The following is a 25,171-nucleotide window of genomic DNA, read 5'->3' on the forward strand; positions in this document are numbered from 1 at the left end:
GGGCTACCTTGGCAGGTGCAGCCTTTCTGCGTATGCTCGGTCCCCCGTCTGTCCAACAAGCAACAAAAGCGGAAGTGCCCAAATGTCTGATCTCAAGACCGCTGCCCTCGAATATCACGCCCAACCCCGCCCCGGAAAACTGAGCGTCGAGCTGACCAAGCCGACCGTGACCGCCCGCGACCTGTCGCTGGCGTACAGCCCGGGTGTCGCCGAGCCGGTCCGCGAAATCGCGCGTGACCCCGAGCTCGCCTTCAAGTACACCGGCAAGGGCAACCTGGTCGCGGTCATTTCCGACGGCACCGCCATCCTCGGCCTGGGCAACCTCGGCCCGCTGGCTTCCAAGCCGGTCATGGAAGGCAAGGGCGTCCTGTTCAAGCGCTTCGCCGGTGTCGACGTATTCGACATCGAAGTCGACGCCGAGAGCCCGCAGGCCTTCATCGATACCGTCAAGCGCATCTCCATCACCTTCGGCGGCATCAACCTGGAAGACATCAAGGCACCCGAGTGCTTCGAGATCGAGCGCGCCCTGATCGAACAGTGCGACATCCCGGTGTTCCACGATGACCAGCACGGCACCGCCATCGTGACCGCCGCCGGCATGCTCAACGCCTTGGAAATCGCCGGCAAGAAGCTGGAAACCGCGAAGATCGTCTGCCTCGGCGCCGGCGCTGCCGCCATCTCCTGCATGAAGCTGCTGGTGAGCATGGGCGCCAAGGTTGAGAACATCTACATGATCGACCGCCAGGGCGTGATCCACGCCGGCCGTAACGATCTGAACCAGTACAAGGCGGTGTTCGCCACCGAGACCGACAAACGCACCCTGTCCGACGCCCTGGAAGGCGCCGACGTGTTCGTTGGCCTGTCCGGCGCCAACCTGCTCAGTGCCGAAGACCTCCAGCGCATGGCGCCGAACCCGATCGTCTTCGCCTGCTCGAACCCGGACCCGGAAATCAAGCCGGAACTGGCCCACGCCACCCGCAACGACGTGATCATGGCCACCGGCCGTTCGGACTACCCGAACCAGGTCAACAACGTGCTCGGCTTCCCCTTCATCTTCCGCGGTGCCCTGGACGTGCGCGCCACCCGCATCAACGAAGAAATGAAGATCGCTGCTGCCCTGGCCCTGCGTGACCTGGCCAAGCTGCCGGTACCCAAGGACGTGTGCGACGCCTACGGTGTGACCGCCCTGGAATTCGGCCGCGAGTACATCATTCCGAAGCCGATGGACAAGCGCCTGATCACCATCGTTTCCGATGCCGTGGCCAAGGCCGCCATCGAGACCGGCGTGGCGACCCTGCCGTATCCGAAGCACTACCCGCTGCAGTCGGTGGAAGACGTCTTCAAAGGCTGATTCCGTTTGACCTGGAGAACCCCGCCTCGGCGGGGTTTTTCTTTTTCCGATGAGTGAAACGAAGAGTTACCCATTAATGACTGAAGGCAGGGGCCTTCAGAATCGTCCCGGCTATCCTTCCCTGCTCATGCATTGACGCGTCCGCTGCCCTGGAGCGGGCCGGGCGCATGGGGGAGCATCATGAATCGGACTTTGCTGGCAGTCGCCATCCTGGCGGCCAGCGCCGCGCTCATCGGTTGCGCAGGGGCACCGCAGATGAGCTGGGACCGGGTGGGGGATTCGGCGCAACGCGCGGTCACCAGCGCCGATGTCTGGGCGCCGGTGGCTGGCGCGGCGGTGATCGCCGCAGGCAATTGGGACCACAAGTGGCAGAAGTCGGCGAGCAACCATGACTGGTTCTTCGGCGGCGACGCCAACCAGGCCGCCGACCGCATGCTCAACCTCGCCACCGGCCTGAGCGTCGTCACTGCTTTGGTGGCGTCGCCCAAGGACGTGAGCACCGAGGAGAAATGGAGCTGGCGCGGGCGCAACCTGACCTTGCTGGCGGCGGACCGCTACGCGGTGACCGGCTTCGTCGAGGAGGCCAAGGAATGGTCCGGGCGCGAGCGGCCGGACGGAATCCCCGATGACTCCTTCCCGTCCAAGCACACCGCCGTGACGGCCGTGCACAACAGCTTCACGCGCCGCAACCTGGACTATATCGACATGAACCCGACCTGGCGCTACACCGCCAAGGCCGGGCTCTACACCCTCGACGGGCTGACTGCGCTGTCGCGTGTGGAGGGAGACAAGCACTACCCCACCGACGTGCTGGTCGGGATGGCGGTGGGCAATTTCTTCGCCAACTTCACCTACAACCTGTTCCTCGAAGGGCCGGAAAGTCAGCGCTACAACGTGGCGGTGGTGCCGGAAACCGGCGGTGGCATGAGCCTGCGCGCGGCGATGCTGTTCTGAGGTTGGCGCGCCGCGCTGGGCAGCGTCTAGTCTTGCCAGAGCTTCTCCCTGGACGACATCCCCGATGCCGCTGCGCCTGTTGCTGACCCTGCTGTTCCTGTGCGTTTCCTGCGCGGCGCAAGCCGGCGAAGTGCTGCGCATCGCAGCGGATCGCTGGCCGCCCTATGCGGACCGCCAGTTGCCCGGCAATGGCGTGGCGGTGCATCTGGTACAGGCGGCGCTCAAGCGCGCCGGCTATGCCAGTGAATACATCGAGGTGCCCTGGCCGCGCGTGCTGCACGGTGTGGCGAACGGCGAGTACGATCTGGTGGCGGACGCCTGGTATACGCCGGAGCGGGAGTCCTTCGGCGTGTATTCCGAGCCCTACCTGGTCAACCGCGTGCGCCTGATCAAGCGCCAGGGTTCGCCGATTGCCTATGGCAAGCTGGCCGATCTGTATCCGTACCGCATCGCCATGGTGCGTGGCTACGCCTACTCCGAGGCCTTCGACAACGACCCGAAACTGCAGCGGGTGCCGGTGTTCAGCTTCGTCAATGCGGCGCTGATGCTGCAGGCCGGGCGGGTGGACCTGACGCTGGAAGACGAGATCACTGCGCGTGTGCATTTCAACGGCGACCTCGCCGAACTCAAGGGGCAGCTGGAATTCCTGCCGGTACCGCTGGCCGAGAACGGTCTGCACATCCTTGTCGGCCGGCATAACCCGCACCATGCCGAGATAATCGCGGCCTTCAACAAGGCGATCCGCGAGATGCGTGCGGATGGCAGCTACGACCAACTGATGCGCGAGTACGGTCTCTGACGGGGCTTTGGGCTCTATGTAGGAGCGAGCTTGCTCGCGAACCCCGTTTCACGCCAGACCATCCGGTGCAATGCGTTCGCGAGCAAGAACTGGGCGTCCCCCCCGTTCCTACAAAAGCGTCAGGCGGCTTCGGTCTGCTCCGCGCCGATGTCTTTCTTCAGCAGGTGCGCCGCCAGAGTGCGCAATGGCGTGAGCTGTCGGCAGATGAGCGCCAGTTGGGTCTGCACCAGGCGGTGGGCGTCATCCTGTTCATCGGGCAGCTCTTCCAGGCGTTTGGCCAGCGTGTCTTCCTCGTCGCTGTAGATGGCCACCGGGCGCCGCTCGTTGAGGCGCGTGGCGATGTCGTCGAGGCTGGCGGTGAGGCGCTCGGCGGCCTCGGCGATGAGGTCGTCGTTGACGTCAGGCGGCAGCTGGTTGCGGTGCGCGCCGAGGGCGGAAAGGTAGCTGAGCAGGGTGTGGGACAGCACCAGGAAGCGGAAGCCGATTTCCGCGTCCTTCCGGAAGTGGCCGGGCTCCAGCAGCATGTTTGACAGTGTGGTGGAGAGCGTCGCGTCGGCGTTGTGCGCGTTGCGCCGGGCAGTACGGTAGGCGAGGTCGTCGCGCTTGCCGTTGGCGTACTGCTGCATGATCTCCCGCAGGTAGCGGCTGTTGCACGCCAGGGTCCCGCCGACCAGCCGGTGCAGGCTGCGCCCGTGCCAGTCGGGCAGCACCAGGAACACCGCGATGCCGGCGATCAGCGCGCCGAGCAGGGTATCGAACAGGCGTGGCAGGATCAGCCCGTAGCCGTCGCCCACCTGGTTGAAGCAGAACAGCACCAGCAGGGTGATCGCCGCCGTTGCCAGGGTGTAGCGGGTACTTCGCGTGGCGAAGAAGGCAACCCCGGCCACCACCGCCAGCAGCGACTGGATCAGCGGGTTGGGGAACAGGTCGATCAGCGCCCAGCCGGCGACCAGGCCGACCAGCGTGCCGAGTATCCGCTGCACCAGGCGGATGCGCGTGGCGCCGTAGTTCGGCTGGCAGACGAACACCGTGGTGAGCATGATCCAGTAGCCTTGGGTCGGGTGGATCAGGTGCAGCACGCCGTAGCCGGCAGCCAGCGCCAGTGACAGGCGCAGGGCGTGGCGGAACAGCAGCGAGGTCGGCGAAATCTGCAGGCGGATGCGCTCCAGCGCGTCCTTGAACGAGCGCGGCGAGCGGTCCAGCAGGGTGCTGTCCTGTTCATCGTCGAGCGCATCGGGATTGCTCGCGCCGCTGAGCTTGCGGTCCAGCGTGGTGAGGTTGGCCGCCAGGGCGCCGAGGGAGCGCAGCAGGCCGCGCCAGGCCGGGTTGCCTTGCTGGCGCAGGTGTTCCAGCGAGGCGTTGAGGTCGGCGAGGGCCAGTTCGCTGTCGTTGTAGTCGAACGGCTGGCGCAGCTGGATCGCCTTCGCCAGCGCCTTGCACGCCTTGCCCTGCTGGTTGAGCAGGCGCTGGCAGCGGAACAGTACGTCGCTGTGGAAGAAGGCTTCGGCCAACTGGTTGTACGGATAGTGCGAGGAGCTGGCGCGCTCGTGAACGTCCTGGGCGATGAAATAGAGTTTCAGGTAGCGGCTGATCTTCGGGCTTGGCCTGCCGTGGGAGAGGCGCGCGAGGATAGTTTCCTTGGCCTGGTTCAACGCCACTACCACACGGCCGTTCTGCCGCGCCAGGGCCAGGCGCTGGGCCTCGACATCGAGGTGGCGCAGCGGCTCCAGCAGGGTCGATTTGATCTTCAGGTACCCGCCCAGTTCGAGGAACAGCTTCGCCAGGCTCTGCTGCACCGGCTGGTTGGCGAACAGCGCGTTCCACAGTACCGAGAGCAGCCCGTACCAGCCGGCGCCGGCCACCAGCAGCAGGGGTTCGCGCCAGAAGTCGGCGGGCGTGCCGCCGCGCTGGTCGACGCCGATCATGGTGTAGATCGACAGGATCAGGGTCGCCGAGGCGATGGCCGCGTAGCGCTCGCCCAGGGCTCCGAGCAGCGTCATCGCGAAGGTCGAAAGCGCCAGCCCGGCGACAAAAAGGGGGGGGTAGGGGAACAGCAGCTCCACCGCCAGCGAGGCGATGCTGAAGCAGGCCAGCGTCACCAGCAGCGCCTGCAGGCGGCCGAGCCAGTGATCGTCGGTTTCCGCCAGGGCGCTGGCGATGACCCCGAGGAACAGTGGGATCACCAGCTCCGGTCGGCCCTGCAGCCAGCACGCGAGCATGACTCCGCTGAGGGCAACGAATACCCGCAGGCTGTAGGCGAACTTGTCCAGCGCCCAGAGGCGCTGCAGAGACTGGAGCAGTGGAGAGGAGAACATGCGCGTGCGGGACTTCCGAATGTCTGCTGCTCAGACTAGCGGAACGTCTGCCGCGCTGCTATCGCGAGCGCGACACGCTGCTATCGCGAGCGCGACACGCTGCTGCGCCTGCTTACCAACCGTGGCGCGATGCTCTTTGCAGGAGCGAGCTTGCTCCTGCAGAAAGCAGGCAGAGCTAGAGAATCCGCGCCTTGAACGAACGGCCCTTGATCTTGCCTTCATTGAAGTGCTTCAGCGCCTGCTTGGCGACGTCACGCTCCACGGCGACGAACGCCTGGAAGTCGAAGATGGCGATCTTGCCGACCTGCGTGCCCTTGAGTCCCGCGTCGCCGGTCAGCCCGCCGAGGATATCGCCGGGGCGCAGCTTGTCCTTGCGCCCGCCGGCGATGGCCAGGGTGGTCATCGGCGGCAGCAGCGGGGCGTCGTTGGCCTTGAGGAAGTCGATGCGCTCCCAGTTCAGCGGCGCACCCTGCAGGTCTTCGATGGCCTGGGCGCGGCTGGCTTCGGCCGGGGTTACCAGCGACAGCGCCAGGCCCTTCTCGCCGGCGCGACCGCTGCGCCCGATGCGGTGCACATGGACCTGCGCATCGCGCGACAGCTCGACGTTGATCACTGCTTCCAGCGCGGCGATGTCCAGCCCGCGGGCGGCCACGTCGGTGGCCACCAGCACGCTGCAACTGCGATTGGCGAACATGGTCAGCACCTGGTCGCGCTCGCGCTGCTCGAGGTCACCGTGCAGGGCCAGGGCGGAGATCTTGCGGGCGTTGAGCTGCTCCACCACTTCCATGCACTGCTGGCGGGTATGGCAGAAAGCGACACAGGACTGCGGGCGGAAATGCTGGAGCAGGCGCACGACGGCATCGAGGCGCTGCTTGGGATCGATCTCGTAGAAGTGCTGTTCGATCTGGCTGTCGTCGTGCAGTGCTTCCACTTCGACGCGCTCGGGGTTCTTCAGGAACTTCGCCGCCAGTTGGCCGATGCCGTCGGGGTAGGTAGCGGAGAACAGCAGGGTCTGCCGGCGCGCCGGAGCCTGGCCGATGATGTCGGCGATGCTGTCGTAGAAGCCCATGTCGAGCATGCGGTCAGCTTCGTCCAGTACCAGGGTGTTCAGGCCGTCGAGCTTGAGGGTGCCGCGGCGCAGGTGTTCCTGAATGCGCCCCGGCGTACCGACCACCACGTGGGCGCCGTGCTCCAGCGATCCGATCTGCGGGCCGAAGGGCGTACCGCCGCAGAGGGTCAGCACCTTGATGTTGTCGGCGGCACGGGCGAGGCGGCGGATCTCCTTGGCGACCTGGTCGGCCAGCTCGCGAGTCGGGCACAGCACCAGTGCCTGGCAACCGAAATAACGCGGATTCAGCGGGCTGAGCAGACCGATGCCGAAGGCGGCGGTCTTGCCGCTACCGGTCTTGGCCTGGGCGATCAGGTCGCGGCCCTTGAGGATCGCCGGCAGGGCGGCGGCCTGGATCGGCGTCATCTCGCGATAACCGAGAGAATCGAGGTTGGCCAGCAGGTCGGCCGACAGCGCGAGGGTGGAAAATGCAGAGGTGGTCACGAAGGGAGCCCGGGTGAATCCATATGGCCGCGCAGTGTAGCAGGAGAGCCCCTCAAAAGGGCTGAGAAGCCTGTATGGCAAGGGTTTGAGGCCACTCGTCAGAATTTCTCCAAGTAGCGATGAACGGTTTTTTCAAGAGATTCGCTTTCCGCAGATTTTTATCGTAGAGTTTCCGGACTGTGTTTGCATGGGTCGCCGTCGATCGTGACCTGATGCGGTCGGTTATTCCACCCCGTCCTGCTCGACTCCTTGTAACTCCTTGCAACTCAGTTCCTGGCCATTCGTGGCTAATTTCAAAAATACGTTCCAAGGAGAACACCATGTCGAATCGTCAGAACGGCACCGTCAAGTGGTTCAACGAGACCAAAGGCTACGGCTTCATTACCCCGGAAAGCGGCCCGGACGTGTTCGTACACTTCCGCGCTATCGAAGGTAACGGCTTCAAGACTCTGGCCGAAGGCCAGAAGGTCAGCTTCGAAGTCGTGCAGGGCCAGAAAGGCATGCAGGCCGAGCGCGTACAGGTGATCTAAGATCCCCTGGCGTCAGCCGAAAAAGAACCCCGGGTGGAAACATCCGGGGTTTTTTATTGCCTATGTCCTTGTCGCCTATAGTGCTGCCATCGATTTTCCGGAGCTGCCATCCATGCCATCGCCTGCCTTCCGCCTGCTGCTCGCCGGCCTGCTCGTTTCGGGCAGCGCCCTTGCCGCCGACGCGCCCGCCCAGCCCACCGCCTGGGGGTGGGTGGAGACGCTCATGCTGATGCCCGAACAGGCACCCCTCAAGGCGAAGCTGGATACCGGCGCGCAGACCTCGGTGATGGACGCGCGCAACATCACGCGCATCAAGAAGAACGACGAACGCTGGGTACAGTACGACGTGATGCTGACTGACCCGGCGACCGGCAAGGAAGAGCGCCTGCCTTTCGAGCGGCGTGTCGAGCGCGTGCTCAAGTTCAAGACCGCCAGCGGCGTCGAGCGCGCTCCCGTGGTGTTGATGGACGTCTGCCTGGGCGGCAAGGTCTACCGTGAGCAGTTCACCCTGCGCGACCGCCAGACCCTGGACTACCCGGTGCTGCTGGGGCGTCGCACCCTGGAACACCTGGGGCCGGTGGACGCCTCGAAGACGCAGACCGTCGCGCCGACCTGCAAGCCCTGATCAATGCTCGTCGACACCATGCTCGGGTTCGACCCGGCGTGGTGTGGTGCGGCCGTCTTCGGCGTTGAGCTGGAAGAAGATCGCGGCCGCCAGCATCGAGAGGATGCCGACGCTGAAGTAGGTCGCGTGGAAGGCCGACAGCACATCGCCCTGCACGCTTTCCTGATCGCCCGTGAACCCGCCCAGCAGCGCCGCCGCACAGGCGATGCCCATACCGATGGATAGCTGCATGACCACCGAGAGCAGGCTGTTGCCGGCGCTGGCGTTGTCGTCGCGCAGATCGATCAGGGTCAGGGTGTTCATCGCAGTGAACTGCAGCGAGTTGATCCCGCCCAGCACTGCCAACTGCACCAGCAGCAGCGCGTAAGGGGTGTCCTGGTCGACCAGGCCGAGGCTGGCAATCATCGCGCCCAGCAGCAATGTGTTGCTGACCAGCAATTTGCGGTAGCCGAACAGGTCCAGCAGCGGTCGTGCCAGCGACTTGATGACCATGGCCGCCAGGGCCATCGGGATCATGGTCATGCCCGCCCGCGATGGCGAGAAGCCCAGGCCGATCTGCAGCAGCAGCGGAGTGAGGAAGGGCAGGGAGCCGCTGCCCAGGCGCGCGAACAGGTTGCCCAGTACGCCCACGGCGAAGGTGCGCGTGGCGAACAGTGACGGTGGGAACAGCGGTGCTTCGATGCGCAGCGCACGCAGCCAGTAAGCCGCCAGCAGTACCAGCCCGCCCACCAGCAACAGGACCACGCGCACGTGGGGCATGTGCAGTTCACCGAGGCCTTCGAGAGCGATGGTGATCAGCACCATGGCGCCACCGAACAGCAGGAAACCGATCGAGTCGAAACGCGTCGCGCGAACGCCGTGCAGGTCGGGCATCAGGCGCAGGGCGACGATGAAGCCAACCAGCCCGACCGGCAGGTTGATCAGGAAGATCCAGTGCCAGCTGGCGTACTCCACTAGCCAGCCGCCCAGTGTGGGGCCGGCCAGTGGCCCGAGCAGGCCGGGAATGGTGACGAAGCTGAGGATGCGCACCAGCTCCGTGCGCGGGTACACGCGCAGGATCACCAGACGCCCTACGGGCATCATCAGTGCGCCGCCGATGCCTTGCACCACGCGGGCGCCGACCAGGGTGCCGAGGCTGGGCGAGAGCGCGCAGAGCAGCGAGCCGAAGCTGAACAGGAAGATCGCGAAGAGGAATACCCGGCGCGTGCCGAAGCGGTCGGAGATCCATCCGGAGGAGGGGATCAGCAGCGCCACGGTGAGCAGGTAGGCGATCACCACGCCCTGCATGCGCAGCGGGTCCTCTTCCAGCGAGCGGGCCATGCTCGGCAGGGCAGTGTTGAGAATGGTGCCGTCCAGGGCCTGCATGAAGAAGGCGATGGCCACCAGCCAGGGCAGCAATCGGGCGACGCGGGGCGTGAGGATGTAGGGTTCGCTCATGGTCGGTCCGTCGGGCGGGAATGGCTCTAGCTTAGGGAATCTTTGGCGCTCGCGGGGAAAATCGCCGCGGCCGGGGCGCGATGATTCTCCGATGGCCCCTTGCGCAGTGATGGTACGAATGGCTTTTCGGCGCGCGGACGTGACGGAGTTCCCCGCCGGCCCTTCGGATGGGCGTTCGTTGGCAGCACTGTGACCGAGCCGTGCTTTGTCCCTTGGCGCCGTTCATGGCGGAACAATGGCCCTGGCTCCCGGTCGATATAGCGTCCGGTACACCCCCAGGAGACAGCGATGTCCGTCAAACCCCGTGTCACCCTCGCACTGGCCGCCTTGCTGGCGGCTTCCTCGGCATTTGCCTTCAACCTGGGCGATGCCGCCAAGGCGGTATCCGGCGCGACCGGCGCCGATACCTCGCGGGTTGCCTCTACCCCGCAGACCAGCGGCCTGCTCAACGCCCTGACCGGCCAGCTCGGCGTCAGCGACGAACAGGCCCTCGGTGGTACCGGCGCCCTGCTGGGCCTGGCGAAGAACAAACTCAGCACCGCCGACTATTCGCAGCTGGCGAAGACCGTCCCCGGCCTCGACAAACTCACCGGCAGCAACGCTCTGGGTGGTTTGGGCGGGCAGCTCGGCAATCTTGGCGGCGGCGCTTCCAGCGGCCTGCTGGGCAACGTCAGCAGCATGGGCGACGTGAGCAAGGCCTTCGGTGCACTGGGCATGGACCAGGACATGACCGGCAAATTCTCCAGCGTGCTGCTGGATTACCTCGGCAAGCAGGGCGCCAACAGCAACCTGCTCGGCACCCTGGGCAGTCTCTGGGGCACCGGCGCCTGATATCCGCCGGCCGGCGCGGAACCGCCGTGCCGGGCACCGGTCCTATCGACGATCCGGCCCCGACCTGGGGTCGGACAGCCGTTCTCCGGAGCCGTCGATGCCCACCCGTTCCGCCGTCTTCCTGGCCGCCGCCTGGCTGGTCGCGTCCCCCGTGTTCGCCGCTACCTTCACCGACACCAGCGAGCCCGCCGCTGAAACCCAGGGCGTGCCGCCGGCCGCCAATGCACTACTGGGCAACCTCACCCGGCAACTGGGCGTCAGCGAGCAGCAGGCCATTGGTGGCACGGGTGCCCTGCTGGGGCTGGCGATGAACAGCCTGAAGGAAACCGACACGGCGCAATTGCAGAAATCCCTGCCGAACCTCGACCAGCTCGCCGGCAACAGTTCGCTGGGCGACCTGGGTGGGGCGCTGAGTGGTTTCGGCGGGTTGGGCAACGCCGCGGCGCTGCTGGGTGGAATCAACAACCTGCAGGACGTCGACCAGATATTCGGCGTGCTGGGCATGGACCAGTCGATGATCGGCCGCTTCGCCGGGGTGATCCTCGACTACTTCACCGAACAGGGCCTGAGCAGCCAACTGCTCGGTACGCTCGGCGGACTTTGGGGCACCCCGCTGACGCCGGCGGCGCCGGTCGCCGGGCGGGGCGCGTAGGGAGCCTCAGAACTCCTGGCGCAACTGCTCGATGCGCTGGTCCTTCTGTTCCCACAACTGCGACACCCAGTTCTGCACGTACTGGCGGAATTCCGGATCGTTCTCGTAATCGCCCTGCCACAGCGCGGGGTCGATCTCGCGTGCCTGGATGTCCACGATCACCCGCGGCACGCGGCCGCATAGCAGATCCCAGAAGCCCGGTCGCGGGCCCTTCGGGTAGACCAGGGTGACGTCCAGCAGCGTATCGAGCTGCTCGCCCAGGGCCGCCAGCACGAAGGCCACGCCGCCGGCTTTGGGCTTCAGCAGGTTCTGGTAGGGCGATTGTTGCTGGGCCTGTTTGGCCGGGGTGAAGCGCGTGCCTTCGAGGTAGTTCACCACGGTCACCGGCATGCGCTTGAACTTCTCGCAGGCAGCCTTGGTGATCTCCAGGTCCTTGCCCTTGAGCTCAGGGTGCTTTTCCAGGAAGGCCTTGCTGTAGCGCTTCATGAAGGGATAGTCGAGCGCCCAGAAGGCCAGGCCGAGGAAGGGCACCCAGATCAGTTCCTTCTTGAGGAAGAACTTGAAGTAGGGCGTCTTGCGGTTGAAGGCCTGCACCAGCGCCGGGATGTCGACCCAGGACTGGTGGTTGCTGATCACCAGGTAGGAAGTGTCGCCGCGCAACTGGGCGGAGCCACGGATGTCCCACACGGTCGGGGTCAGCAGGGCGAAGATGGCCTTGTCGATCTCCGCCCAGGTCTCGGCGATCCACATCACCCCGCGTGAGCAGGCATCCTTCGCTGCTTGTCCGGGAACGATGAGCTTGAGCAGGGCGATCAGCAGCATCGGGCCGATCAGGATCAGGGTATTGAGCAGCAACAGGAGGCTGGCGAAGACGCCGGTCAGTGCCTGCATGGGGTCCTTTCCTTTTGCGACGGTGGCTGGAGCATGATACGCAGCCGACGTAGGGTTCCCAAGCGCCCCTCCCGCTGCAGTGGCCGGAAGACTATGCTCTGGGGGGCATACTCCGAGGCCTGCCATGTCCGACTCGCCATACCTGCGCATTCCCGTCGAAGCCGTCACTTTAGGGATGTATGTGCACGAGCTGTGCGGATCGTGGGTGAACCATCCGTTCTGGCGTGCGCGCTTCCTGCTGGATGATCCCGAGGACCTGCGACGCCTGAAGCACAGTGCAGTGCGCGAGGTGCTGATCGACCCGCGCCGCGGTTGTCTGCCGGCGTCCCCGGCGCCTGCGCAGCCTGGCGCTGCAGCCACCGAGCAGACGCAGGAACCGGCCGCGCCCAGCGAGCCGCCGATTGCCCGGCGCAGCCTGGAAGATGAGCTGCAGATCGCCCGCCAACTGTGCATCCGCTCCAAGGAAATGGTCCTCGCCATGTTCCAGGATGCCCGCATGGGGCGCGTGGTCGATGCCGAGGGCGCCCACCAGTTGGTGGGTGAAATCGCCGCCTCCATGCAACGACATCCCAACGCGGTCATCAGCCTTGCGCGGCTGAAGACCGCCGACGAGTACACCTACCTGCATTCGGTCGCCGTTTGCGCCTTGATGATCGCCCTGGCGCGGCAGCTCGGCCTGGATGAAAACCTGGTGCGTGAAGCCGGCCTTGCCGGGCTGCTCCACGACATCGGCAAGATGACGGTGCCGATGGCGGTGCTGAACAAGCCTGGTCGCCTCGACGAGAGCGAGTTCGCCAGCGTGCGCGAGCACCCCTGGCGCGGTGGCGAGATTCTCCGCGAGGGCCGCCACGTCAGCGCGCTGGTGCTGGATGTGTGCCTGCATCACCACGAGAAACTCGACGGCACTGGCTACCCGCACCGCCTCGCCGGCGAGCAGATCAGCCTGTTCGCGCGCATGGGCGCGGTCTGCGACATCTACGATGCGATCACCTCCGACCGCCCCTACAAGGCTGGCTGGGACCCGGCGGAATCACTGCAACGCATGTCGCAATGGTGCGGCGGGCACCTCGACCAGCAGGTATTCCGCGCCTTCGTCCGGTGCTTGGGCATCTACCCCATCGGCGCATTGGTGCGGCTGGAAAGCGAGCGCCTGGCAGTGGTCGTGGAACAGGGCGCGGAATTGCTGCTGCCGGTGGTCAAGGTCTTCTATTCGACGCGCACCCGTGCGGCGATTCCCTTCGAGGTGCTCGACCTGTCGCGGAGCAAGGGCCGCGAGCGCATTGTCAGCCGCGAGTCGCCGGACAAATGGGGCTTCCGCAACCTGGAGGCGCTGTGGAGTGGGCTGGACCGCCGGCGCGGCTCGCTGTTCGACGCGTGAAGCGGGTGTGCTGGCGAACCTATGGCGGGCGTGATAGTCCTATGCGCTACACCCGCCCAACCCGGAGTTCCCGCGTGAAACGCGCCCTCGCCCTGCTATCCCTTTTTGCATTGCCCGGCCTCGCCCTGGCCGCCGAGACCAAACTCTACGGCCGCTACGAGTGGGTCAGCCTGCCTGAGCTCGACCAGACCCTGCAGGCCAAGATGGACACCGGCGCCTACACCTCCTCGCTGTCGGCCAAGGACATCCAGATCTTCCAGCGCGACGGCGAGGACTGGGTGCGCTTCAAGCTGGCCACCAAGGATGGCGGCGACTCGGTGTACGAACACAAGCTGGCGCGCATCTCCAAGATCAAGAACCGCTCGGACGGCGCCGGCGAGGATGAAGAGGAAGAGTCCAGCCCCGGCCTCAGCCAGCGCCCGGTGATCGAGCTGCCGGTGTGCCTGGGCGGCGACCAGCGCACCATCGAGGTCAACCTCACCGACCGCAGCCACTTCAACTACCCCTTCCTGATGGGCGCCAAGGGCCTGCGCAAGTTCCACGTCGCGGTGGACGCGGGCGAGCGCTTCGTCGCCGGCAAGCCGGACTGCTCCTGATCCTCGATTGACGCGGCGCGGGGCTTGGTGGACCCTTCCGGGACTTTCCCGGGAATCGGAATCCCATGCCCCACATCCTCATCGTCGAAGATGAAGCCGCCATCGCCGACACGCTGCTCTATGCCCTGCAGGCCGAAGGTTTCGAAACGACCTGGCTGAACCTCGCCGGCCCCGCCCTCGAGCGCCTGCAGCGCGACGCCTTCGACCTGGTCATCCTCGACGTCGGGCTGCCGGATATCAGCGGCTTCGAAGCCTGCAAGCAACTGCGTCGTTTCTCCGAGGTGCCGGTGATCTTCCTCACCGCGCGCAACGCCGAGATCGACCGCGTGGTCGGCCTGGAAATCGGTGCCGACGACTACGTCGTTAAACCCTTCAGCCCGCGCGAAGTCGCCGCGCGGGTGAAGGCCATCCTCAAGCGCACCGCACCGCGTGAAGCGCCTGCCCCCGCGGTGATCGGCAATGCCCCGTTCGAGGTGGACGAGGAGCGTTTCCAGATCCGCTACCGCGGCCAGTCACTGAGCCTGACCCGCCACGAATTCCGCCTGCTGCAGACGCTGCTGGCGCGCCCCGAGCGGGTGTTCAGCCGCGAGCAGTTGCTCGATGCCCTGGGCGTCGCTGCCGACGCCGGCTACGAGCGCAACGTCGACAGCCACATCAAGAGCCTGCGCGCCAAGCTGCGCCAGGTCGCCCCCGCCGCCGAACCGATCCAGACCCACCGCGGCCTGGGCTACAGCTACGCGCCGGACAAGAGCTGATGCGCCTGTCGCTGCGGATCTTCCTGGTCTACTTCTTCTTCGTTGGGCTGACCGGCTGGTTCGTATTGCGCACGGTGATGGACGAGATCCGCCCCGGCGTGCGCCAGTCCAGCGAAGAGACGCTGGTGGACACGGCCAACCTGCTGGCCGAGATTCTCCAGGCCGACGTGAAGCGCGGTACCCTCGACCAGAGCCGCCTGCCCGAGATGCTTCGCGCCTATGGCGCGCGCAGCCCGCAGGCGGATATCTGGGGCGTGAACAAGACCGCGGTGAACCACCGCATCTACGTGACCGACGCGCGCGGCATCGTCCTGCTGGATTCCCTCGGCCAGGCCGTGGGCCAGGACTACTCGCGCTGGAACGACGTCTACCTGACCCTGCGCGGCCAGTACGGCGCGCGCTCCAGCCGCGAGTCGGCGGACGACCCGGAATCCTCGGTGATGTATGTCGCCGCGCCGATCCGCGATGGCGAGAAGATCATCGGCGTGGTTTCGGTCTCCAAACCCAACCGCACGTTGCAGCCCTATATCGACCGTTCGCAACGGCGCCTCGCGTGGCTCGGTGCGGGGCTGATCGTGCTCGGCCTGCTGGTCGGCGCGGGGCTGTCCTGGTGGCTGAGCCGCTCGCTGGATCGCCTGACCCGCTACGCCCAGGCGGTGAGCGAAGGGCGCCGCGCGAAGCTGCCGCGTTATCGCGGTGGCGAGATGGCGCAGCTGGCCGGCGCCGTGGAGCGCATGCGTGTGCAACTGGAGGGCAAGGATTACGTCGAGCGCTACGTGCACACCCTGACCCACGAACTGAAGAGCCCGCTGGCGGCGATCCGTGGTGCTGCAGAGTTGCTCGAAGGCGAGATGCCCGCCGAGCAGCGTGCGCGCTTCGTCGGCAACATCGCGGGAGAAAGCGAGCGCCTGCAGCAAATGATCGAACGGTTGCTGAACCTGGCCCAGGTGGAGCAGCGCCAGGGACTGGAGGAGCGCGTGCCGGTGGCCTTGCATGAACTGGCGAGCGAGCTGATCGACGAGCGCATGGCGCGGGTGCAGGGCGTGCAGCTGGAGAACGCCATCCCGCAGCAGGCGACGGTATACGGCGAGCGCTTCCTGCTGCGCCAGGCGCTGGGCAACCTGCTGGACAACGCACTGGATTTCACGCCGGCGGGTGGCGTCATTCGCTTCGATGCGCAGCCCGAAGGCGAGGGCTGGCGCGTCGAACTGTTCAACCAGGGCGAAGCCATTCCGGAGTTCGCCCTGCCGCGCCTGACCGAGCGTTTCTACTCCCTGCCGCGCCCGGCGAGTGGCCGCAAGAGCACCGGGCTGGGGCTCAACTTCGTCGCGGAAGTGGCGACGTTGCATGGCGGCGAACTGAGCGTGGAAAACGTCGACGGCGGCGTCCGCGCGACTCTGTTGTTGCCTATGTAGGGCCGAGGAGGACTGGGCGTCCCCCTCGGTCCTACAAAAGCCGGCCCACGCAAATCACACAGACTCTCCACATTCCGCCCCGAGCGCCACCACGCGCGAACCCCAAGCTCTCTCCGTCGTCCACCCACGGAGAAAGCCTTCAATGAACCGCCAACTCGGCATCAAGCTCGGCGCCATCGCGCTGTTGATCGTCCTCCTGCTGATACCCCTGCTGATGATCGACGGCCTGGTCGACGAACGTCAGAACTACCGCGACGAGGTCCTGCAGGACATCGCCCGCAGCGCCAGCTACAGCCAGCAGCTCACCGGCCCGCTGGTGGTCGTGCCCTACACTCGCACCATTCGCGCCTGGCGCCTGGACAAGGCCAGCCAGCAGCGCGTATTGCAGGAGCGCGAAGTGCGCGGGCGGCTGTACTTCCTGCCGGAAGTCTTCAGCCTCGATGGGCAGATGCGCACCGAACTGCGCCATCGCGGCATCTACGAGGCGCGCCTGTTCCATGCCGACAGCCAGGTCAGCGGCAGCTTCGTCCTGCCGGCCAACTACGGCATCAGCAGCGACCTGGGCAGTTACCGTTTCGATGAGCCGCTGCTGGCAGTAGGCATCAGCGATGTGCGCGGTATCGAGAACGCGCCGAAGCTGAAGGTCGGCGACGTGCTGCGCGACTTCCAGCCCGGCACCCAGAGCCAGTTCCTCGGCAACGGCGTGCATGCCGTGCTGCCGTTCAAGGCCAGCGACCGCGAGCAGCGCTTCGACTACGCCTTCGAGCTGTCCCTGCTGGGCAGCAGCCGCCTGGACATCACCCCGGTGGGCCGCGACAGCCAGGTCAACCTGGTCTCGGACTGGCCGCACCCCAGCTTCGGTGGCGAGTTCCTGCCCACCGAGCGCAGTGTCAGCGACCAGGGTTTCAGCGCGCGTTGGCGCACCAGTTTCTTCGCCACCAACCTGGAGGACCAACTGCGTGCATGCACCGCGCCGGCCCAGGTCGACGTGGCTCGGGCGGTCGGTGCGGACGATCCGGATACCTCCCGCGCCAGCACCGCCGAGTGCAGCCAGTTCGGTGAGCATCGCTTCGGCGTGGCGCTGGTGGACCCGGTGGACCAGTACCTGAAGACCGACCGCGCGGTGAAGTACGCGCTGCTGTTCATCGTCCTCACCTTCGCCGGCTTCTTCCTCTTCGAAGTACTCAAGCGCCTGTCGGTGCACCCGATCCAGTACGCGCTGGTGGGCATGGCGCTGGCGCTGTTCTACCTGTTGCTGCTGTCGCTCTCCGAGCATCTCGGCTTCGAGCTGGCCTACCTGCTGTCCGCTGGCGCCTGTGTCGGGCTGATCGGTTTCTACCTCTGCCACGTGTTGCACAGCCTGTGGCGCGGCGCCGGTTTCAGCCTGGGGCTCGCCGGGCTCTACGGGATGCTCTACGCGCTGCTCAGCGCCGAAGACTATGCCTTGCTGATGGGCTCGCTGCTGCTGTTCGGTGTGCTCGGTGGCGTGATGGTGCTGACTCGCCAGCTGGACTGGTATGGCATCGGCAAGCCCCGTGGCGATGACCTGGAATTTTCCCTGGACGATGTGCGCGTACAGCGCTGAGGAGAGTCGTGATGACCAACGTGATGCGCTTTTCCCTGTGCCTGTTCGCCGGCCTGCTGATCAGTGGTTTGTGCCTGCCAGCGCTGATGCTCATCGGCCGCTTCGACTGGATCGCCCTGCTGGTGGCCAGCGGCAAACCGCTGGCCCACATCGCCCTGCTGCTGCCGGGCGATTGGTGGGAGTTGCTCACCGGCGTCGAGGATGCGGCGAACAATCCCCATGTGCGCTCCTTCCTGGAGATGTGTGTGGGAGTCGCCCAGCTCGGCCTGCTGCTGGCGCTGCCGATCTATCGCTTCGGCCGCCAGGAGCAGCAGCCATGAGTGCGTGGGCCGGGCTGCGCGAGGAGCGCGAGGTGGGGCGGCGGCTGGCGCGGCGTATCGCCGGGTTGTTCGAGCAGGGGATGGGGCGGAGGGAAATGCGTGATGAGCGTTTTCAGCGGCGGGTCGTGCGGCACAGCCAGCCGACGATGAAGGCCTGGCGCAGCCGGCTTCCCCTCACCCCAACCCTCTCCCGAGGGGAGAGGGGGCTGGGCGGTGCGGGCTGGCAGGTCTGGAGCATGCCGGCCCGCTCTCTTAGCTGCGTACCCTAGGATGGGGGCGTGCAGCGATACCCATCGTCAGTCAGGCCGGCACGGTCGCCTGCATCGACGGCCGCTGGCTGACCTCTGCGAACCACTTCGCCAGTTGCGGATAGTCCGCGCGCCAGTCCCAGTGCGGCTGGCGGAAGTCCAGGTAGCCCAACGCGCAGGCGACGCCGATCGCGGCGATGTCGAAGCGCTCGGCCAGCTCGGGGTGGGCCGGGCCGTCGAAATAGGCGAGGGTGCGGACGATCTTCAGCTGTTGGTTGTCGAGCCATTTGTCCCAGTGCTTCTCCTGGGGGCGCATGGCGGTTTCGTAGCGAATCAGCACGGCGGCATCCAGCACTGCGTCGGCCAATGAGGCGAGGGTCAGGCGGCGCCAGCGTGCCGCGCCGTCGCGGGGAATCAGCGGCTCGCCGGCGTGCTGCTGGTCGAGGTATTCGAGGATCACCCGGCTGTCATGCAGGGTCTGGCCGTCGGCCAGGCGCAGGGCGGGAATCTTTCCGGCGGGGTTGTCCTGCAGCACGCCTGCGTCCGGCGCGATGGGTGTGTGGACGGCAGCGTACAGCTCCACGGAATCGACCTGGCCGGTCTCGTGCAGCAGGACCATGACCTTGCGCACGAAGGGCGAAGCGGCGGCGTGGAACAGGACGGGACGGGTACTCATCAACGACTCCTCGGTGGGTTCAATCTTGCAGGACGACCAGGCGATCGGTGCCCGATTCGGCGCCCCACACCTCGCCGGGCCGGCCGAGCAGCTGGCGCACGTTGGCGTGTTCGTGGTCGCTCGGGTAGGCCGTGAATTTCTCGCTCTGCGGATCGAAGCGCAGCAGGGCATTGGCGGCGAAATCGCTCAGCCAGACCTGGTCCATGGCATCGACGTAGACCGCATAGGGCTGCGGATGATCGCCCGGCAGCTTCCAGGTTTTCCACTGGTTGTCGCTGGGGTCGAAGCGCGCCAGGCTTCCGGCGCTCCACTGGCTGATCCACAGCCGCCCCACGGAGTCGGCCCACAGGCGACGCGGGCCGCTGTCGTTGCCGGGGGCGTCGAAGGTGGTGGCGTTATCGGCGATATCGTCGACCTGGCCGATGTAGTTGCCCGCGAGGGAGGCGTACCAGACGCCTCCATCCGGAGTCACGGCGATGCCGTACGGGCCCTTGCCGCGCGGCGCCGGCCAGACCTTCAGGTCGCGGCTGTCCGGGTCGAGCCGACCATAGAAGCCATTCTGCCCGGTGAACCACAGCACGCCGTCGTCATCGAATACCGCAGTGTTGAGATTGGCGTTGGCCGCTTCCTTGGGCAACGGGATGACCTCCACGCCCAGACGCTGCGCGTCCACGTGGACGATGGCGTTGAGGCCACTGTCGGTGATCCAGGCGTCGCCGTTGGCGTCGGCGATCACGCCGTGGGGGCTGGAGCCCTTGCCGAGGCTGATCTGCTCGCTCTGCCCGGTCTGCGGATCGAGCCGGCCGAGCACGCCGAGCTTCTGCGCGGTGTACCAGACCTTGCCGTCTTCGGTGGGCGCCACGTCGTGCGGGCCGGAACCCTTGGGCAGGTCGAAGTACTTCACTTGCGTGGCGTGGGCGCCGGTGGCCAGCAACAGGCCGGCGAGCAGCAACGGCAGGACGCGAAACATGGGGCTCTCCTTGGCAGAGTCCGGATGGTGATGAGACTGTACGCCGGTCAGTGTGGCCGACGAAACGAAGGAGAGCGGTTGTGACGACGATTTCCGTATTGGGGGCGGCGTGCCGCCAGGGCTCGCCGGTGAACGACGATGCCATCGGCTACACCGCGCAGGCGGCCTGGGTGCTGGATGGCGCGACCAGTCTCGGGCAGGGGCTGGTCGGCGGCGAGAGCGACGCGCGCTGGCTGGCGCAGAGCGCCAATGCTCATCTTCAGCGCCTGCTGGAGGAGCAGCCGTACAGGCCGACTCAAGACCTGCTGGTGCAACTGCAGGCGGGCATCGCTGCGGATTTCCAGCGCGATTCCGGCGTGGCCGTGAGCCTTGATCTGAACCTGCCCACCGCTTGCCTGAGCCTGCTGCGGGTGCTGGGCGATGGCTCGCTGGAGCTGCTCAATCTCTGCGACACCTGCATCCACCTGGCATGGGATGACGGGCATGTGGAGAGCTTCGGCGACACACCGCTGGAGGAGATCGACCGCCAGTCGGTACAGCGCCTGCTGGCGCTGCGCGAGGCAAACCCGGATTGGTCTCACGCACAGCTGTGGCAGGCCAGCCGCGAGTGGGTGCGGCGCAACCGGGCGCTGGCGAACACTCCGCAGGGTTATTGGTGCCTCGATCCGAGCGATCGCTGGATTGCGCATGTGCAGCGCCGGGTGCTCGATCCTTCAGGATTGAAGGCGTTCATGCTGGTGACCGATGGTTTCGACCGGCTGCTGGATTTCCGTCGCTACGACCTCGATTCGCTGTTCGCGGCGCTGCCTGAACGTGGCGTCGAAGCGCTGATCGATGAACTGCGTGCGCTGGAAAGCGCCGACGGCCAGGCGCTGGACTATCCACGCCTGAAGATCCACGACGATGCGAGCGTGGTGTGGGGAATCGTACGCGGCTGAGTCTCCGAAACGCCGAAGAGTGGCGTTGCGTAGAAAGCAAAAAGCCCCGCTCCTTCGGAACGGGGCTTTCAGTGCGCAGGATCGTAAGGCGAATAACCTGGAACAGGTTATCCGCCGGCTTTTGCCCGGCGCATAACGCTTGCGCGTTATGCGCCCTACGAGTGCCCGCGGCTTCGTGGAGGCGTCAGAACTTGTAGTTGACGCTGGCCACCACGTTGCGACGGTCGCCGTAGTAGCAGTAGAAGCCGTCGCAGGTGGAGATGTATTCCTTGTCGAATACGTTGTTGGCGTTCAGCGCGACGTTCAGGCCGTTGAGGCTGTTGTCCAGGCGGCCGAGGTCGTAGTGCACCGCGGCGTCGTAGACGGTGTAGGAACCGGTGTCGCCGTCCGACTTGTCGCGCACGTAGCCCATGCTGCCGATAGCGATGTTGTGGGTCTCGCCGACGTAGCGGGTGCCGAAGCCCAGGCCGAAGCCGTCGAGCAGGCCGTCATGCCAGGTGTAGTCGGCCCACAGCGAGGCCTGGTTTTCCGGGGTGAGCGGCAGCGGACGGTTCTTGTCCAGCGGGTTGGCGACCTTGGTCATCTTGCTGTTGGCGTAGGTGTAGGCGGCGGTCACCTTGAGGTTCTCGGTGACGTTGCCTACGGCCTCCAGCTCGAAGCCGCGCACTTGTGCTTCGCCCACCGGGCGGCTGATGAAGTCGCTGCCGGTGAGGACGATGTTCTTGCGGGTCAGGTCGTAGACGGCCGCGCTGAGCATCAGGTCGGTGCCCACCGGCTGGTATTTCACGCCCAGCTCGTACTGCTTGCCGGTGCTCGGCTCGAAGGCCGCGCCGGCGGTGCCGCCCGCTTCGGTCTGGAACGACTCGGCATAGGACACGTAGGGCGCCACGCCATTCTCGAACACGTAGCTCAGGGCTGCGTTGCCGCTGAACTGGCTGTCGCGACGAGTGTCGGTGGCGCCGTTGGCGTCGTAGAACTTCGAGCCGGTGTGGGCCCAGTCCTGGCGGCCGCCCAGGGTCAGGCGCCAGTTGTCGAGGGCGATCTGGTCCTGCGCGTAGAGGCCGGTGTCGCGCATCTTCTGGTTGTAATCGTTGTACGCGGTGAAGGCGACGTTACTGAAGTCCTGCCCGTAGATCGGCTTGGTGATGTTGCTGGTCGGCGCCGCGCCATACAGCCACTTGTAGTTGGTGTTGGCACGCTGGTGATCCAGGCCCAGCAGCAGGGTGTGCTTGAGCGGGCCGGTGGAGAAGTCCGCCTGCAGGTTGTTGTCGATGGCGAACTGGCTGATGTCTTCATCCACCACGTTGGCGCCACGGGCCAGGGTGCCGTCGTCGCTGACCGAGGTTGCGCTGCCGCCAGCGGTGATGCCCTGGAAGGACAGGTCGCTCTTGGTGTAGCGCAGGTTCTGGCGGAACTGCCAGACGTCGTTGATGCGGTGCTCGAAGGCGTAACCCAGGGCGTAATAGGTTTTGTCGTAGAACTCCCAGTCCGGATCGCCGAGGTTCTCGTGGTACTTCACCTCGCCCGCCGGGGTGGACAGCTTGGTGCCCTGCAGCGGCAGGAACTGGCTGGTGATGCCGGTATCGTCGCGGTTGAACTGCGAGAGGAAGGTCAGCTTGGTGTCTTCGTCGAAGTTCCAGGTCAGGCTCGGCGCGATGTTGTAGCGCTTGTTGTCGACGTGGTCGACTTGCGTGTTGCTGTCGCGCACGACACCGCTGACGCGGTACAGCAGGTTGCCGGCGTCGTCGACCTTGCCGGTGCTGTCGAAGGAAATCTGCTTGTGCTCGTAGCTGCCGACCTGCAGCTGCACTTCATGGCTGCTTTCAACTTCCGGACGGCGGCTGGTCATGTCCAGCAGGCCGCCGGGCGGGGTCTGGCCGTACAGCGAGGAGGCCGGGCCGCGCAGCAGGGCGACGCGTTCCAGGTCCCAGGTTTCCAGCTTGGGCATCACGTAGGAGCCCTTGGGCAGCGGCAGGCCGTCGAGGAACTGGGTCGGCTCGAAGCCGCGCACCTTCAGCCATTCGGCGCGGGTGTCGTTGCCGTAGCTGCTGGCGATCACGCCGGGCATGTAGCGCACCGCGTCATCCAGGCTCTGCACGTTGCGGTCCTGCATCTGCTCGCGGGTGGCGACGGAGATGGAGCGCGGGGCTTCCAGCAGCGGGGTGTCGGTCTTGGTGCCGGCGCGGGTGCGGGTGGCCAGGTAGCCCACGGCCGGGCCGTCCGGGTCTTCCTGGGTGCCGCTGACGGTGGTGGCGGACATCGACAGGGTGTCGCTCGGCGCCGGGCGCAGGCTGTAGCTGCCCGATTCGCTTTCCACCAGCTCCAGCCCGGTGCCCTGCAGCGCCTGGCGCAGTGCGCTGGCGGCATCGAAGCGGCCCTGCACGGCATGCGCGCTGCGACCCTGGGCCAGCGCCGGGTCGAGGCTCAGGCTCAGGCCACCTTCTGCGGCGATGCGGTTGAGGGTGCTGGCCAGCGGGCCGGCGGGCAGTTGGTAATCACGCACGGCGTCGGCGGCGAGGGCCGAGGAGGTAGCCAGCAGAATGGCGGTGGCCAGCAGGCAGGGGCGAAGCGAAAGCTCGAACGGGCGGCGCATTGAAAACGACTCCTGAATGAAAACGTTTCTCGATGCCTCCTTGCCGGACGAGAATTAAAAAGTGATAGGGCTGGGTGAAAATATTTTTCCGGATGGCTTTTTGCAGGACCGAGGGGGGCGCCTAGCCCTTGCTCGCGAACCCCTTTATACCGTGGTAATCGGGGAGGAATCCGTTCGCGAGCAAGCTCGCCCCTGCACAAGAATCTTCAGCCGCGCGGCACCACGCGCGACCACCAGGGGCCGTGCTTCTCGATACGCACCGGCAGCGTCGGCTCCAGCGAGCCGAGCGCCAGGTCGATGTTCTTCAGCGGGAAGCTGCCGGTGATGCGCAGGTCCGCCAGCGCCGGGTCCACCGCCAGGTAGCCGGGGCTGTAGCGAGCCAGTTGGTCGATCAGCTCGCCCAGGCGCACGTTGTCCACCACCAGCATGCCGTGGGTCCAGGCATCGGCGGTGGCGCTGTTGGCCTCCACGCTGCCGAAGCCATCGGCGCGCAAGCGCACCTGCTGGCCCTGGTTGATCACGCGCTCGTCCGGCAGTTGTTCGGGGCGCGCGGCCACGGCGGATTGCAGGACGCTGAGCAAGGTACTGTCGCCTTCGTCACGCTCCACCAGGAAGCGCGTGCCGAGGGCACGCAGGCGGCCCTCGTCGGTTTCGACGATGAAGGGGCGGCTGTCGCCGTGGGCGGTCTCTACCAGGATCTCGCCGCTGAGCAGCACGATGCGGCGCTGCTGGGCGTCGAAGCGCACGTCGACGGCGGTGCGGCTGTTGAGCTTGAGCAGGGTGTTGTCCGGCAGGCGCAGTTCGCGCTGTTCGCCGGTGGCGGTTACCAGGTCGGAGAAGACGTAGCGTACCGGCGTATAGCGATTGCCGACGCCCAGCGCGAGCGCTCCGACCAGCAGCAGCGACAGCCCGGTGCCGGCCAGCCGGCGGACCTTGCGCCGCGACTCGCCGGGCGAGCGCAGCAAGGCATTGCGTGCGGCCTTGGGGGCGGCGCCAGCAAGGCTGCGGTCGAGCATGCCCAACTGGCTCCAGGCGCGGGCATGTTCGCTGTGGGCGGAATGCCAGCGAGCGAAGGCGGCTTCATCGTCCGGGCGCGATTCACCGGAGCCCAGGCGCAGCTGCCAGCTGATCGCCTCGTCCAGCACCTGCAGGGAAACCGGTCCCTTCACGTCGGCTCGCCGTACAGGGCGATGTAGCACTGGCGCAGGCCCTGGGCGATGTACTGGCGCACCCGCGGCACGGAAACGCCCAGTTGCTCGGCGATCTCGGCGTGGCCCAGGCCATCCAGGCGGTTGAGCAGGAAGGCGCTGCGCGCGCGGGTGGACAGCTTGCCCAGCAGGCGGTCGATCTCGCGCAGGTCGGCGAGGATCAGGCAGTGGTCCTCGGTCGAGGGCTGCACGGCTTCGGGCAGGAACTTCAGCTCTTCGAGGTAGGCTTGCTCCAGCGCCACGCGGCGCCAGTGATCCACCAGCAGGCCCTTGGCGACGGTGACCAGGAAGGCGCGCGGTTCGCGCAGGGAAGGCAGCTCGCGACGGCCAAGCACGCGGACGAAGGTGTCCTGGCTCAGGTCTTCGGCGCGCTGCGGACAGCCCAGGCTGCGGTTCAGCCAGGCAGTCAGCCAGTCGCGGTGATCGCGATACAAGGCGCCAACGAGTTCGCCGCTACCCATCTGGATGGCCGACAAGCTACTCCCCCAATGATCTCGAATGGGATCAAGTTCAAAAACGATAACTATTCGCAAATGATCGCAAAGTGCAGTC

At 66.1% G+C, this 25,171-nt stretch carries 24 protein-coding genes; 15 read left to right on the forward strand and 9 right to left on the reverse strand.

Features of this window, described 5'->3' with window-relative positions; translation table 11 throughout:
• The first annotated feature begins 82 nt into the window (after window positions 1–82).
• The 3 genes from RS899_RS29435 to RS899_RS29445 all read left to right on the forward strand — a co-directional run bounded on the left by RS899_RS29435 (window position 83) and on the right by RS899_RS29445 (window position 3,104).
• Window positions 83–1,351, forward strand: a complete 1,269-nt coding sequence (locus tag RS899_RS29435; protein WP_024766512.1) for a malic enzyme-like NAD(P)-binding protein — start codon at window positions 83–85, stop codon at window positions 1,349–1,351.
• A gap of 180 nt (window positions 1,352–1,531) precedes the next feature.
• A complete protein-coding gene (locus tag RS899_RS29440) occupies window positions 1,532–2,305 on the forward strand; it encodes a phosphatase PAP2 family protein (RefSeq protein ID WP_315808683.1) in 774 nt (257 codons plus the stop codon).
• A 64-nt stretch (window positions 2,306–2,369) separates the two neighbouring features.
• On the forward strand, window positions 2,370–3,104 hold the full coding sequence (locus tag RS899_RS29445) for a transporter substrate-binding domain-containing protein (protein WP_315808684.1): 735 nt from the start codon (window positions 2,370–2,372) through the stop codon (window positions 3,102–3,104).
• 119 nt (window positions 3,105–3,223) lie between these two features.
• On the opposite strand, the gene yccS is transcribed toward RS899_RS29445, so the two are convergent.
• Window positions 3,224–5,419, reverse strand: coding sequence for a YccS family putative transporter (yccS, locus tag RS899_RS29450; protein ID WP_315808685.1), 2,196 nt, complete (start codon window positions 5,417–5,419; stop codon window positions 3,224–3,226).
• A 175-nt stretch (window positions 5,420–5,594) separates the two neighbouring features.
• The gene (gene dbpA, locus RS899_RS29455; protein WP_315808686.1) at window positions 5,595–6,971 is read right to left on the reverse strand and encodes an ATP-dependent RNA helicase DbpA; all 1,377 of its coding nucleotides are present in this window, start codon (window positions 6,969–6,971) and stop codon (window positions 5,595–5,597) included.
• 320 nt (window positions 6,972–7,291) lie between these two features.
• On the opposite strand from dbpA, the gene RS899_RS29460 reads away from it, so the two are divergent.
• Window positions 7,292–7,501, forward strand: coding sequence for a cold-shock protein (locus RS899_RS29460; RefSeq protein ID WP_017520182.1), 210 nt, complete (start codon window positions 7,292–7,294; stop codon window positions 7,499–7,501).
• 112 nt (window positions 7,502–7,613) lie between these two features.
• Window positions 7,614–8,126: an ATP-dependent zinc protease family protein gene (locus tag RS899_RS29465; RefSeq protein ID WP_054907972.1), complete on the forward strand. Its 513-nt coding sequence runs from the start codon at window positions 7,614–7,616 to the stop codon at window positions 8,124–8,126.
• On the opposite strand, the gene mdtD is transcribed toward RS899_RS29465, so the two are convergent.
• Complete coding sequence (gene mdtD, locus RS899_RS29470) at window positions 8,127–9,563, reverse strand: multidrug transporter subunit MdtD (protein WP_054907973.1); 1,437 nt, start codon at window positions 9,561–9,563, stop codon at window positions 8,127–8,129. It lies immediately after the preceding gene.
• 288 nt (window positions 9,564–9,851) lie between these two features.
• Here mdtD and RS899_RS29475 point away from each other — a divergent pair, with 288 nt between their 5' ends.
• Together RS899_RS29475 and RS899_RS29480 are read left to right on the forward strand one after the other, a co-directional pair.
• Complete coding sequence (locus tag RS899_RS29475; RefSeq protein WP_024766519.1) at window positions 9,852–10,394, forward strand: DUF2780 domain-containing protein; 543 nt, start codon at window positions 9,852–9,854, stop codon at window positions 10,392–10,394.
• A 97-nt stretch (window positions 10,395–10,491) separates the two neighbouring features.
• Complete coding sequence (locus tag RS899_RS29480) at window positions 10,492–11,046, forward strand: DUF2780 domain-containing protein (protein WP_065086270.1); 555 nt, start codon at window positions 10,492–10,494, stop codon at window positions 11,044–11,046.
• Window positions 11,047–11,052: 6 nt separating this feature from the next.
• Here RS899_RS29480 and RS899_RS29485 read toward each other — a convergent pair whose 3' ends face one another.
• The gene (locus RS899_RS29485; RefSeq protein ID WP_233297089.1) at window positions 11,053–11,937 is read right to left on the reverse strand and encodes an acyltransferase; all 885 of its coding nucleotides are present in this window, start codon (window positions 11,935–11,937) and stop codon (window positions 11,053–11,055) included.
• A 124-nt stretch (window positions 11,938–12,061) separates the two neighbouring features.
• On the opposite strand from RS899_RS29485, the gene RS899_RS29490 reads away from it, so the two are divergent.
• The 7 genes from RS899_RS29490 to RS899_RS29520 all read left to right on the forward strand — a co-directional run bounded on the left by RS899_RS29490 (window position 12,062) and on the right by RS899_RS29520 (window position 18,255).
• Complete coding sequence (locus tag RS899_RS29490) at window positions 12,062–13,315, forward strand: HD-GYP domain-containing protein (RefSeq protein ID WP_315808687.1); 1,254 nt, start codon at window positions 12,062–12,064, stop codon at window positions 13,313–13,315.
• A 74-nt stretch (window positions 13,316–13,389) separates the two neighbouring features.
• Complete coding sequence (locus RS899_RS29495; RefSeq protein WP_054907977.1) at window positions 13,390–13,911, forward strand: ATP-dependent zinc protease family protein; 522 nt, start codon at window positions 13,390–13,392, stop codon at window positions 13,909–13,911.
• A gap of 65 nt (window positions 13,912–13,976) precedes the next feature.
• Window positions 13,977–14,666 (forward strand): two-component system response regulator CreB, encoded by a 690-nt coding sequence (gene creB, locus RS899_RS29500; RefSeq protein ID WP_315808688.1) that lies wholly within the window; start codon window positions 13,977–13,979, stop codon window positions 14,664–14,666.
• Entirely contained in the window at window positions 14,666–16,081 is a 1,416-nt protein-coding gene (creC, locus tag RS899_RS29505) for a two-component system sensor histidine kinase CreC (protein WP_315808689.1), read from the forward strand. Before creB ends, creC begins: the two co-directional genes overlap by 1 nt.
• Before the next feature lie 142 nt (window positions 16,082–16,223).
• Window positions 16,224–17,666, forward strand: a complete 1,443-nt coding sequence (gene creD, locus RS899_RS29510) for a cell envelope integrity protein CreD (protein WP_315808690.1) — start codon at window positions 16,224–16,226, stop codon at window positions 17,664–17,666.
• Window positions 17,667–17,677: 11 nt separating this feature from the next.
• Window positions 17,678–17,986: a hypothetical protein gene (locus RS899_RS29515; protein ID WP_315808691.1), complete on the forward strand. Its 309-nt coding sequence runs from the start codon at window positions 17,678–17,680 to the stop codon at window positions 17,984–17,986.
• Window positions 17,983–18,255: a hypothetical protein gene (locus tag RS899_RS29520; RefSeq protein ID WP_054907982.1), complete on the forward strand. Its 273-nt coding sequence runs from the start codon at window positions 17,983–17,985 to the stop codon at window positions 18,253–18,255. The genes RS899_RS29515 and RS899_RS29520 overlap by 4 nt, the downstream gene beginning before the upstream one ends.
• A gap of 31 nt (window positions 18,256–18,286) precedes the next feature.
• Here RS899_RS29520 and RS899_RS29525 read toward each other — a convergent pair whose 3' ends face one another.
• Window positions 18,287–18,910 carry a glutathione S-transferase family protein gene (locus RS899_RS29525; RefSeq protein ID WP_315808692.1) on the reverse strand — a complete coding sequence of 208 codons (624 nt, stop codon included), beginning with the start codon at window positions 18,908–18,910 and terminating at the stop codon, window positions 18,287–18,289.
• Between the two features lie 19 nt (window positions 18,911–18,929).
• Window positions 18,930–19,880 carry a virginiamycin B lyase family protein gene (locus RS899_RS29530; protein WP_315808693.1) on the reverse strand — a complete coding sequence of 317 codons (951 nt, stop codon included), beginning with the start codon at window positions 19,878–19,880 and terminating at the stop codon, window positions 18,930–18,932.
• Window positions 19,881–19,960: 80 nt separating this feature from the next.
• Here RS899_RS29530 and RS899_RS29535 point away from each other — a divergent pair, with 80 nt between their 5' ends.
• Window positions 19,961–20,818, forward strand: a complete 858-nt coding sequence (locus RS899_RS29535; RefSeq protein WP_315808694.1) for a protein phosphatase 2C domain-containing protein — start codon at window positions 19,961–19,963, stop codon at window positions 20,816–20,818.
• A 184-nt stretch (window positions 20,819–21,002) separates the two neighbouring features.
• Here RS899_RS29535 and RS899_RS29540 read toward each other — a convergent pair whose 3' ends face one another.
• The 3 genes from RS899_RS29540 to RS899_RS29550 all read right to left on the reverse strand — a co-directional run bounded on the left by RS899_RS29540 (window position 21,003) and on the right by RS899_RS29550 (window position 25,080).
• Window positions 21,003–23,411, reverse strand: a complete 2,409-nt coding sequence (locus RS899_RS29540; protein WP_315808695.1) for a TonB-dependent siderophore receptor — start codon at window positions 23,409–23,411, stop codon at window positions 21,003–21,005.
• A 206-nt stretch (window positions 23,412–23,617) separates the two neighbouring features.
• Window positions 23,618–24,580 carry a FecR domain-containing protein gene (locus RS899_RS29545; protein WP_084359348.1) on the reverse strand — a complete coding sequence of 321 codons (963 nt, stop codon included), beginning with the start codon at window positions 24,578–24,580 and terminating at the stop codon, window positions 23,618–23,620.
• On the reverse strand, window positions 24,577–25,080 hold the full coding sequence (locus RS899_RS29550; protein WP_409978100.1) for an RNA polymerase sigma factor: 504 nt from the start codon (window positions 25,078–25,080) through the stop codon (window positions 24,577–24,579). Before RS899_RS29550 ends, RS899_RS29545 begins: the two co-directional genes overlap by 4 nt.
• Window positions 25,081–25,171: the final 91 nt, after the last annotated feature.

The organism is Pseudomonas sp. C9-3, from assembly GCF_032392015.1.
GTDB classification, from domain to species: Bacteria; Pseudomonadota; Gammaproteobacteria; order Pseudomonadales; family Pseudomonadaceae; genus Pseudomonas; species Pseudomonas nitroreducens.